The sequence below is a fragment of the Streptomyces sp. IBSBF 2435 genome (genome assembly GCF_036815005.1).
In the GTDB taxonomy this organism is placed as follows: Bacteria; Actinomycetota; Actinomycetes; order Streptomycetales; family Streptomycetaceae; genus Actinacidiphila.
In genome coordinates, this window is record NZ_JAJSYW010000216.1 from 1 (window position 1) to 10727 (window position 10727).

At 73.6% G+C, this 10727-nt stretch carries 10 protein-coding genes; 9 read left to right on the forward strand and 1 reads right to left on the reverse strand.

The features are described from left to right. Positions 1–443: 443 nt before the first annotated feature. Together V7E46_RS29420 and V7E46_RS29425 are read left to right on the forward strand one after the other, a co-directional pair. Positions 444–2582: an FUSC family protein gene (locus V7E46_RS29420; RefSeq protein ID WP_333771272.1), complete on the forward strand. Its 2139-nt coding sequence runs from the start codon at positions 444–446 to the stop codon at positions 2580–2582. 17 nt (positions 2583–2599) lie between these two features. Beyond that, positions 2600–2752, forward strand: coding sequence for a hypothetical protein (locus V7E46_RS29425; protein ID WP_329181844.1), 153 nt, complete (start codon positions 2600–2602; stop codon positions 2750–2752). A 64-nt stretch (positions 2753–2816) separates the two neighbouring features. On the opposite strand, the gene V7E46_RS29430 is transcribed toward V7E46_RS29425, so the two are convergent. Further along, entirely contained in the window at positions 2817–4055 is a 1239-nt protein-coding gene (locus V7E46_RS29430) for an acyl-CoA dehydrogenase family protein (protein WP_333771273.1), read from the reverse strand. Between the two features lie 148 nt (positions 4056–4203). Between V7E46_RS29430 and V7E46_RS29435 the strand changes: the two genes are divergently transcribed. The 7 genes from V7E46_RS29435 to V7E46_RS29465 all read left to right on the forward strand — a co-directional run bounded on the left by V7E46_RS29435 (position 4204) and on the right by V7E46_RS29465 (position 10638). After that, positions 4204–4845 carry a TetR family transcriptional regulator gene (locus tag V7E46_RS29435; protein ID WP_329181840.1) on the forward strand — a complete coding sequence of 214 codons (642 nt, stop codon included), beginning with the start codon at positions 4204–4206 and terminating at the stop codon, positions 4843–4845. A gap of 159 nt (positions 4846–5004) precedes the next feature. Further along, positions 5005–6243 carry a MurT ligase domain-containing protein gene (locus tag V7E46_RS29440; RefSeq protein ID WP_329181838.1) on the forward strand — a complete coding sequence of 413 codons (1239 nt, stop codon included), beginning with the start codon at positions 5005–5007 and terminating at the stop codon, positions 6241–6243. 81 nt (positions 6244–6324) lie between these two features. Next, positions 6325–7053, forward strand: a complete 729-nt coding sequence (locus V7E46_RS29445) for a type 1 glutamine amidotransferase (RefSeq protein ID WP_329181836.1) — start codon at positions 6325–6327, stop codon at positions 7051–7053. A 167-nt stretch (positions 7054–7220) separates the two neighbouring features. Beyond that, the gene (locus V7E46_RS29450; protein WP_329181833.1) at positions 7221–8246 is read left to right on the forward strand and encodes a 6-phosphofructokinase; all 1026 of its coding nucleotides are present in this window, start codon (positions 7221–7223) and stop codon (positions 8244–8246) included. 138 nt (positions 8247–8384) lie between these two features. Further along, positions 8385–9341 carry a cytochrome c oxidase assembly protein gene (locus V7E46_RS29455; protein WP_333771274.1) on the forward strand — a complete coding sequence of 319 codons (957 nt, stop codon included), beginning with the start codon at positions 8385–8387 and terminating at the stop codon, positions 9339–9341. Positions 9342–9484: 143 nt separating this feature from the next. Beyond that, positions 9485–10201: a lysophospholipid acyltransferase family protein gene (locus tag V7E46_RS29460; RefSeq protein ID WP_333771275.1), complete on the forward strand. Its 717-nt coding sequence runs from the start codon at positions 9485–9487 to the stop codon at positions 10199–10201. Positions 10202–10278: 77 nt separating this feature from the next. Then, positions 10279–10638: a TIGR02452 family protein gene (locus tag V7E46_RS29465; RefSeq protein ID WP_443054387.1), complete on the forward strand. Its 360-nt coding sequence runs from the start codon at positions 10279–10281 to the stop codon at positions 10636–10638. Positions 10639–10727: the final 89 nt, after the last annotated feature.

Genomic DNA, 10727 nt, shown 5'->3' on the forward strand with positions numbered 1-10727 from the left:
GGCGAGGGCGGGGTGCGAGGGCAGGGAGGTGACGGAAGGCAGGTTCGACATGGGCTCGGCTCTTTCGCGCGAAGGGTCGTGGGACTCCGTTGTGCGCGGGACCGTCTGCTGCCGTACGGCCGCCCGTGGCCACTGAGGGCCGGGCTCGGGGCAGGTCAGCGAGTGACGCGGGTCCGCGCGGGGATCGCGCGGCAACACCAGCGGTCGAAGTGGTGTTCCTGCCGGGACGGCCAGAAGGGTTCGAGGTCGTTTCGACCTGTCCCGGTGTCAGTAGTGCTGGCCATGTCCCCCATTGAAGCAGACGGTGGCGCGGTGATGTGAGGGTGTGGGCGGGACCACGGGGTGTGCGCCGTCACTCCGGCCCGGCGGATGTCCCGTTTCGGCTGGTCCGGGGGCATTTCGCGGGCGGCCCGCGGTAGGTCCTTCTGCCTAAGCTCTGGACCATGACGTGGTTGCGCGCGCTGCGGGAGACCGCCAGGTCGGGCCTGCGGGTCGAACGGACCCGTCTTGAGCCGCTGGTGGCGCTGCGGGCGGCGTGCGGGGTCGCGATCGTCATCGGTCTGGCGCTGTGGCTGTGGTCGCCGCCGGTCGCGGCCTCGTCGGCCTTCGGCGCGTTCGCCGCCGGCATGGCCACCTTCCAGCGCAGCTGGCGTCCGCGGCCGGTGCTGGCGCTGGCCGCCGGTGCGGGGCTGGCGGTCAGCACCTTCCTCGGCTATCTGGCCGCGTCGCACGCGGTGCTGTTCGTCCTGCTGCTGGCGGTCTGGGCGTTCGCGGCCGGCCTGGCGTGGGCGCTCGGCCCGACCACCGGCATGGTCTCGGCGCTGACGGTCGCGGTGATGCTGGTGACGGTCACCCTGCCGACCTCGGTGCTCAGCGCGCTCCAGCACGCGGCGCTGGTCGGGCTCGGCGCGCTGGTGCAGGCGGCGCTGATCGTGGTCTTCCCGATCCGCCGCTGGGGCGCGCAGCGCGACGCGCTGGCGGACGCCTTCGCGGCCGAGGCGGACTTCGCGCGCCGGCTGCGGCACGACCCGAAGGCGCCGTTCGACCCCGAGCCGCTGATGACCGCGCGCAGCGCCGCCGAGGTGACCGCGCGGCAGGCCAGGCGGCGGCCCGAGGAGCTGCACGGCAACCGGGTGCTGGCCGAGCGGATCCGCCCGGTGCTCGCCTCGCTGGCCGACCCGAGGGTGGGCGCCGCGGCCGAGGGACCCGAGCGGGACCGGGCGCGCGAGGTGCTGGCGGTGGCGGCGAGCGTGCTGGACGCGGTGGCCCGGGCGATCAGGCAGGGCGGCCCGGTGCGGGTGCCCGCGCGGGCCGACGCGCTGCTGCGGGCCGACGACGCGCCGGGCGCGGAGCTGACCGGCGCCGCCCGCCGGTCGGCCACCCGGCTGGTGTCGCTGCTGAGCGCCGCGGTGGAAAGGGCCGAGGGCTCCGGCCCCTCCGACGCGACCGGCACCGCGCACCTGCTGCGCCCGTCGGCCGGCGAGCTGCTGCCGACCGCGGTGCGGACCGTACGCCGCCAGGTCCGCTGGGACTCGCCGGTGCTGCGGCACGCGCTGCGGCTGTCGGCGGTGGCCGCGGTCGGCTACCTCGTCGGGGCGGCGCTGCCGCTGGGGCACGGCTACTGGGCGCCGATGGCCTCGGTGATGGTGATGCGGCCCGACTTCACCCAGACCTACGAGCGCGGGGTGGCCCGCTTCGCCGGGTCGCTGGTGGGTGTCGCGCTGGCCACCGGGATCACCCAGGTCGCGCACCCCGGCACGTACACCTTCGCCGCGCTCGCGGTGGTCAGCATCGGGCTGATGTATCTGCTGCTGCGCAGCGGCTACGTGGTCGCGCAGGCCTGCGTGGGCGCCTATGTGGTCTTCCTGCTGGGCATGGGCGGTACGCAGCTGGAGCAGACGGTGCGCGACCGGGTGCTGCTGACCCTGCTGGGCGGGGTGCTGGCGATGGCCGCCTACGCGGTCTTCCCGGCCTGGGAGACACCGCGGCTGCGGGACCGGCTCGCGGAGTGGACCGAGGCGACGGCCGGCTACGTGGCCGCGGTGATGTACGCGCACGCCGAGCCCTCGCGGCGCCGCCCCGGCGCGGTGCGCCGGGCGCTGCTGGACCTGCGGGCGGCGGGCGCGGCCTGGGACCAGGCGGTGAGCCGGGCGGACGCGGAGCCGGTCAGGCACCGCGGGCTGTCGCGCAGCGCGGTGCGGGACGCGGACGCGGCGCTGTCGGCGGTGGGCCGGGTGGGGCTGCTGATGGAGGCGCACCAGCCGGCCGGGGACGCGCCGCCGGTGCCGGAGGCGGCGCGTTTCGCGGCGGCGCTGCGCCGGGCCACCGCGGTGGCGGCCGACGAGGTCAGGGAGCGCCGGGCACCGGACTGGTCGGCGCTGCGCGCCGAGCTGGACCGCTGGCCGCCGGACCCGGCGGGCGACCGGGTCGTACGCCGCGGCGCGGCGCTGTTGGTCGACACGCTGGACGAGCTGGCCGAGGCGCTGCGCCCCAGGTCGGCGGGCCGGCGGCATCCGGCGGGCGGTTCGGGGCGACCCATGCCGCGGCGGGCCCGGCGGGCGGGTCTACGCTGGTGGACCTGACCAGAAGGAGCATCCTCATGCACATCGGCGCGATCCACGACGTGACGAGCCTGGCGACGTCTGACACGGTCGGCCCGGGGCCGGTGATGCGTACGGTCATCGTCGTCACGGTGGTCGGCGTGGCGCTCATGGCGTGGTTCCTGCTGCGCGGTTACAGCAACGACAAGTGACCGGGCGGCGGCCCGCCGCCCCGGTGCCGGGGCGGCGGGCCGCTGAGCCCTCGCGGCGGGCCGGTCAGCGGATGGGCACGCCGGACAGCGTCCTGGCGATGACCAGCCGCTGGATCTCGCTGGTGCCCTCGAAGATGGTGTAGATCGCGCTGTCCCGGTGCATCCGCTCGACCGGGTACTCCCGGGTGAAGCCGTTGCCGCCGAGGATCTGGACGGCCTGGGCGGTGACCTTCTTGGCGGTCTCGCTGGCGAACAGCTTGGACATCGACCCCTCGGCCGAGGTGAACGGCCTGCCCGCGGTCGCCATCCAGGAGGCCCGCCAGACCAGCAGCCGGGCCGCGTCGATCTGGGTGCGCATGTCGGCGAGCTGGAAGGCGACACCCTGGTTGTCGATGATCGGACGGCCGAACTGCTCGCGTCCCGTGGCGTATTCGAGGGCGTACTCGTACGCGGCCCGCGCGGTGCCGACCGCCATCGCGCCGACCGCGGGGCGCGAGGCCTCGAAGGTGGCCATCGCGGCGTTCTTGCCCCTCTCGGCCGCCCCGGTGCCGCCGGCCGCGGCCCGCTCGCGGGCGCGGGCCAGCCGCTCGTCGAGCTTGTCCTTGCCGCCGAGCAGGCAGTCGCCGGGGACGCGTACGCCGTCGAGCACCACCTCGGCGGTGTGCGAGGCGCGGATGCCGTGCTTCTTGAACTTCTGGCCCTGCGACAGGCCGGGGGTGCCGGGCGGCACGATGAAGGACGCGTGGCCCCTGGTGCCGAGATCGGGGTCGACCACCGCGACGACCACGTGGACGTTGGCGATGCCGCCGTTGGTGGCCCAGGTCTTGGTGCCGTTGAGCACCCACTCCCCGGTGGCCTCGTCGAAGACCGCGCGGGTGCGCATCGCGCCCACGTCGGAACCGGCGTCGGGCTCGGAGGAGCAGAAGGCGGCGACCTTGACGTCGTCGGCGTCGCCGTACATCTGCGGGACCCAGGTGCCGATCTGCTCCTCGGTGCCGTTGGCCAGCACGCCGACCGCGGCCAGCCCGGTGCCGACGATGGACAGGGCGATACCGGCGTCACCCCAGAACAGCTCCTCCATCGTCATCGGGATGCCGAGGCCCGTGGGGTCGAAGAACTGCTGGGCGTAGAAGTCCAGCGAGTACAAGCCGATCTTGGCGGCCTCCTGGATGACGGGCCACGGGGTCTCCTCGCGTTCGTCCCACTCGGCCGCGGCGGGGCGCATCACGTCGGCGGCGAAGCCGTGGATCCAGTCGCGCACCGACCGCTGGTCATCGTTGAGATCGAGCGTGAAGTCGCCCATCGTCCCCTCCACATGCTAGTTACTTGCGGTAACAGCAGTCTGTTACCGTCTGGTAAGCGATGTCAACTCGCCAAGCGCCACGCGAGCGCCCGCGCCGGGGGTGTTACGTTGCGCAGACCCACCGGCAATCGAACAGCGGGGAGGCGCGGTGGAGACCGGACAGCGGCAGGACCAGCAGGCGGCCACGCAGCGGCGGCGTACGGAACTGCTGGAGGCCGCCGAGCGGGTGGTGCTGCGGGACGGCCCCGAGGCGTCGATGAACGCCATCGCGGCCGAGGCCGGGATCACCAAGCCCATCCTCTACCGGCACTTCGGCGACAAGAGCGGCCTGTACCGGGCGCTGGCCAAGCGGCACACCGACGCCCTGCTGGCCACGCTGCGCACCGCGCTGGACTCCCCCGGCGACCGCAGGGACCGGGTCGAGGCGACGCTGCACGCCTATCTGTCGGCCATCGAGACCCGGCCGCAGGTCTACCGCTTCCTGATGCACCCCGCCGAGACCTCCTCCGACGAGAAGGGCTTCGACGTCGGACGGCACTCCGTCCCGCTGCTGCGGCGGATGGGCGAGGACCTCGGCGAGGTCATAGCGGAACGCCTCGACCTCGGCCCCGACACCCGCCAGGTGGCCCGGGTCTGGGGGCACGGCATCGTCGGGATGATGTACGCGGCGGGCGACTGGTGGCTCGGCGAGCGGCCGTTGTCGCGCGACCTGCTGGTGCGCCACCTGGCCGATCTCCTGTGGGGCCGGCTCGCCGAGGCGGGCGACCGCGCGGGCAGCCCCGGCCTGTGACCGCGGCCCTCCGCCGCCCGGCGCGGTGCGGGGAGGCGGCGCGGAGTCGATAGGCTGGCCTCGACCGGAACTTGCCGGCCGCCGCAACGGCCGCCCGGGGGACGGAATACCGGCCACCGCGGGCGGCATCGCGGCCGGAGTCGAGGAGGAAGACAGACGATGGCAGGCAATTCGGAGCCGCTGTCGCCACGGGCGAAGCTGGCCGTGACGGCGGGCAAGGCGGCGGCGGCGGTGTCCCGCGCGGCGGGCAAGGGCAGCGGGTCGGTGATCGGCGGCAAGGTCGCGCTGCGTTTCGACCCCGACCTGCTGGCCAGGCTCGCCCGGCACCTCGACGTGGTGCTGGTGTCCGCCACCAACGGCAAGACGACCACCACCCGGCTGCTCGCCGAGGCGCTGCGGGCCGGCGGCCCGGTGGTCTCCAACGCCCTCGGCGCCAACATGCCGGCCGGCATCACCTCCGCGCTGGCCGGCGGCTCCGACGCCCGCTTCGGCGTGATCGAGGTGGACGAGAAGTACCTCGCCGGTGTCGCCAGGGACGTCGCCCCCAAGGCCATCGCCCTGCTGAACCTGTCGCGCGACCAGCTCGACCGGGCCGCCGAGACCCGGATGCTCGCCGAGAAGTGGCGCGAGGGCCTGGCCGGGTCCGAGGCGATCATCATCGCCAACGCGGACGACCCGCTGATCACCTGGGCGGCCTCCTCCAGCCCCACCGTGGTGTGGGTCGCGGCCGGCCAGTCGTGGAAGGACGACGCCTGGTCCTGCCCGTCCTGCGGCGGGGTGCTCCAGCGCCCCGGCGACGACTGGTTCTGCGGCGAGTGCGGCTTCCGCCGCCCCACCCCGACCTGGGCGCTGTCCGGTGACCACGTCATCGACCCCTACGGTGTCGCCTGGCCGATCCACCTCCAGCTGCCGGGCCGGGCCAACAAGTCCAACGCCGCCGTGTCGGCCGCCGTCGCCGCCGCCTTCGGTATCGACCCCAAGGTCGCCCTCGAGCGGATGTTCAAGGTGCAGGCGGTCGCCGGGCGCTACGACGTGGTGACCTTCCAGCAGCGCGAACTGCGGCTGCTGCTGGCGAAGAACCCGGCCGGCTGGCTGGAGACGTTCTCGCTGATCGACGGCCCGCCCACGCCGGTGATCCTGTCGGTGAACGCGCGCGGCGCCGACGGCACCGACACCTCCTGGCTGTGGGACGTGGACTACCCGCGGCTGGCCGGCCACCCGATCATGGTGATCGGCGACCGCAAGCTCGACCTGGCCGTACGCCTGGAGGTCGCGGGGCTGCAGTTCCTCGTGTGCGCCAACCTCGACGAGGCGGTCCGGTCCGCGCCGCCCGGCCGGATCGAGGCGATCGCCAACTACACCGCCTTCCAGGACCTGCGCCGCCGCGTCGGCAACTGACCCAGGCCACCGCGGGCGGTCCGCCGCCCGACACCGCCGCCCGGCCGCCGCGCCGCCGCCGCCCGACAAGGAGAAGCACGTATGAGTGAGTCCAGCCTGCGCCTGGTGTGGGTCTACCCCGACCTGCTGAGCACCTACGGCGACCAGGGCAACGCGCTGGTGGTGGAGCGCAGGGCGCTCCAGCGCCGGGTGCCGGTGACCCGGGTGGACGTCCGCTCCGACCACGCCATCCCGACCTCGGGCGACATCTACCTGATCGGCGGCGGCGAGGACCGCCCGCAGCGGCTCGCGGCCGAACGGCTGCGCCGCGACGGCGGGTTGAACCGGGCGGTGGCCAACGGTGCGATCGTCTTCTCGGTGTGCGCCGGCTACCAGATCCTCGGCCACGAGTTCATCAACGACCTGGGCCGCCCCGAGCCGGGCCTGGGCCTGCTGGACGTGGTGAGCACCCGCGGCGAGGGCGAGCGGTGCGTCGGCGACGTCCTGGCCGACATCGACCCGCACCTCGGGCTGCCGCCGCTGACCGGCTTCGAGAACCACCAGGGCATCACCCACCTCGGGCCGACCGCCCGCCCGCTGGCCCGGCTGCGGGTCGGCCGGGGCAACGGCACCGGGGACGGCACCGAGGGCGCGTTCAACGACACGGTCTTCGGCACCTACATGCACGGCCCGGTGATGGCCCGCAACCCGCACATCGGGGACCTGCTGATCAAGCTGGCGCTCGATGTCAACGCGCTGCCGCCGGTGGACGACCAGTGGTACGACGCGCTGCGCGCCGAGCGGATCGCGGCAGCGGTGCAGCCCGCCTGACCCGCGGCGCGTCACGCTACGGAACCGTCCCCCGGAGTTCGGGTAATCGTCAGATGTCCGCAGTGCGGTCGGCGTGGAGGCGTGAGCTTCCGGCTCGGTAAGCTGGCCGGGATCCATCCGGACGAGGGGGTCCGGCGGTCCGGTCGAGTTGCGGGAGTATCGAGAGCATGCGTATTGGTGTACTGACCAGCGGCGGCGACTGCCCCGGGCTGAACGCCGTCATCCGGTCCGTGGTGCACCGCGCCGTCGTGGACCACAATGACGAGGTCATCGGCTTCCACGACGGGTGGAGGGGCCTGCTCGAATGCGACTACCGCAAGCTCGACCTCGACGCGGTGAGCGGCATCCTGGCACGCGGCGGGACCATCCTGGGCTCGTCCCGGGTGCAGCCCGCGCATCTGCGCGGCGGTGTCGAGCAGGCCAGGGGCCATGTGGCCGACCTCGGCCTCGACGCGATCATCCCGATCGGCGGTGAGGGCACCCTCAAGGCGGCCCGGCTGCTGTCGGACGCCGGCCTGCCGATCGTCGGAGTGCCCAAGACCATCGACAACGACATCTCCTCGACCGATGTCACCTTCGGCTTCGACACCGCCGTGACGGTGGCCACCGAGGCGCTCGACCGGCTCAAGACCACCGCCGAGTCGCACCAGCGGGTGCTGATCGTGGAGGTCATGGGGCGGCACACCGGGTGGATCGCGCTGCACTCGGGCATGGCGGCCGGCGCGCACGCGATCGTGGTGCCCGAGCGGCCCTTCGACATCGCCGAGCTGACCGCGGTGGTCGGCAAGCGCTTCGCGGCCGGCAAGAAGTTCGCGATAGTGGTGGTCTCCGAGGGCGCCAAGCCGCGCGAGGGCACCATGGAGTTCTCCTCGGGCGCCACCGACGTCTACGGGCACGAGCGGTTCAGCGGTGTAGCCAACCAGCTGTCGGTCGAGCTGGAGGAGCGCCTGGGCAAGGAGGCGCGCCCGGTGATCCTCGGCCATGTGCAGCGCGGCGGCACCCCCACCGCGTACGACCGGGTGCTGGCCACCCGCTTCGGCTGGCACGCGGTGGAGGCCGTGCACCACGGGCGTTTCGGCATGATGACCGCGCTGCGCGGGACCGACATCACCCTGGTACCGCTGGCCGACGCGGTGCAGCACCTCAAGACCGTTCCGGCCGAGCGCTACACCGAGGCCGAGTGCGTCCTGTGAGCCGCTGACCTCGGCAGCGCCGCCCCGTACGTACGCAGCCGCCCCCGCCCGGACCGCCGGACGGGGGCGGTTCTACTCTGGAGCGGGCACAACGGTCGAATCGGCCTGCTGCCGGTCGGCGCGACGGAGGAGTGACGGATGGACCACGGTGGACACGGCATGCACATGGATCTGCCGCCGTTCACCCTCGGCCGGGGCCTGGCCTTCAGCAGCGGCGACCCGTTCTTCCTGATCGGCTGCGTGCTGCTGCTCGCGCTGTACGGCTACGCGGTGCTGCGGCTGCGGCGGCGCGGCGACCGCTGGCCGGTGGGGCGCACGGCCGCGTTCGCCGTCGGGGTGCTGACCATCGGCGTGACGATGTGCACCCGGCTCAACGACTACGGCATGGTCATGTTCAGCGTGCACATGGTGCAGCACATGATCCTCAGCATGCTCTCGCCGATCCTGCTGCTGCTCGGCGCGCCGGTGACCCTGGCGCTGCGGGCGCTGCCGACCGCCGGCCGGGGCAGGACCGGGCCGCGCGAGCTGCTGGTGAAGCTGCTGCACAGCAGGTACCTGCGGATCATCACGCATCCGGCGTTCACCATCCCGCTGTTCATCGCGAGCCTGTACGGGCTGTACTTCTCGCCGCTGTTCGACTTCCTGATGCGCAGCGAGGCCGGGCACATCGCGATGATGGTGCACTTCCTCGCGGTGGGGCTGCTGTTCTTCTGGCCGATCATGGGCATCGACCCGGGGCCGCACCGGCCCGGCTACGTCATGCGGATGCTGGAGCTCTTCGCCGGGATGCCCTTCCACGCCTTCTTCGGCATCGCGGTGATGATGGCGAGCGAGCCGTTGGTGAGCACGTTCAAGCACCCGGCGGCGTCGCTGGGCATCGATCCGCTCAACGACCAGACCTCGGCGGGCGGTATCGCCTGGGCGTTCAGCGAGATCCCGTCGGTGATCGTGCTGGTGGCGCTGCTCTTCCAGTGGTACACCTCCGAACAGCGGCAGGCCCGCCGCCAGGACCGGGCGGCCGACCGGGACGGCGACGCGGAGCTGGTGGCGTACAACGCGTATCTGGCCTCGCTGGAGGCGCGCGGGCGCGGCTGAGCCGTGCGCTCCCGGGCCGGGCGCCGCCGGCCCGGGCGCCGCGCTGGTCGCGGTGCCCGGGCGGGCACTACTCTGCCGGGGCGCCGGGTGGACCGGCGCAGCGCGGCCCGGGCGTGCCGGGCCTGTCGAGGGGGAGGCGGCCCGTGTTCTACCGGGTCCTGAAGTACGTGGTTCTCGGGCCTTTGCTGCGGCTGCTGTTCCGGCCGCGGATCGAGGGCATGGAGAACATCCCGGAGACCGGTGCCGCGATCATCGCCGGCAACCACCTGTCCTTCTCCGACCATTTCGTGATGCCGGCGATGCTGCCGCGCCGGATCACCTTCCTGGCGAAGGCCGAATACTTCACCGGCCCCGGGCTCAAGGGCCGGCTGACCGCCGCCTTCTTCCGCGGGATAGGCCAGATCCCGGTGGACCGCTCGGGCGGCAGGGCGTCCCAGTCGGCGATCGACGCGGCTCTGGGCGTCCTGGGCCGCGGCGAACTGCTCGGCATCTATCCCGAGGGCACCCGCTCGCACGACGGGCGGCTGTACCGGGGCAGGACCGGTGTGGCAGTGATGGCGCTGCGGGGGCACGCCCCGGTGGTCCCGTGCGCGATGGTCGGCACCTTCGAACTCCAGCCGCCCGGGCGGAAGATCCCGCGCATCGGCCGGGTCACCATCCGCTTCGGCGCCCCGCTGGACTTCAGCCGCTTCTACGGCATGGAGGACCAGCGGCACGTGGTACGGGCGGTGACCGACGAGATCATGTACGAGGTGCTGGGGATGTCCGGGCAGGAGTACGTGGACCGCTACGCGGGCGACGTGAAGGCCGAGCAGGCCCAGAAGGGGGTGGCCGCGCGGCTTCGCCGGAAGTCGTCCTGACGGCCCGGCGGCGGACGTGACGGGCGCTGTCAGCGGCGGGCCGCGGCGCGAGGCGATTCCGCCGCGCCCCGGGCTTCGTGCCGCGGCCGTGGTGGGCAGGCTTCCTCACCTGCCCCGCGCCCAACGCCGTGGTGATCGCGCGGACGCTGCCGGAGCATACGGGCGAGGTCGGACCCGCGCTCGACGTTCGGGCCGGACGGGTGCCCGAAGTGGCCGTCGCACAGGGCTACCGGCGGCTGGTGCCAGGCGCCTGGGGCTGCGGGGTCTACCAGAACGACCCGGCCAGGGCGGCGGCCTTCGGCGTGCTGCTGCGGCCGGGCGGGCGGTTCGCGCACGCGGTGGACGAGGTGGTCTTCGCGGTCCTCGACCGGCGCCCCGGCTCCCCCACCCGCGCGGCCTTCACCGCCGCGTTCCCGGGCGCCCTGTCCCCCGCCTGACATGGCAGGGGGGGGGGGGGGGGGCCCCCCCGCCCGGGCCGGGAGACGTCGGACGTGGACCGGGTGGTCGGCCATCAGGCGAACATCCG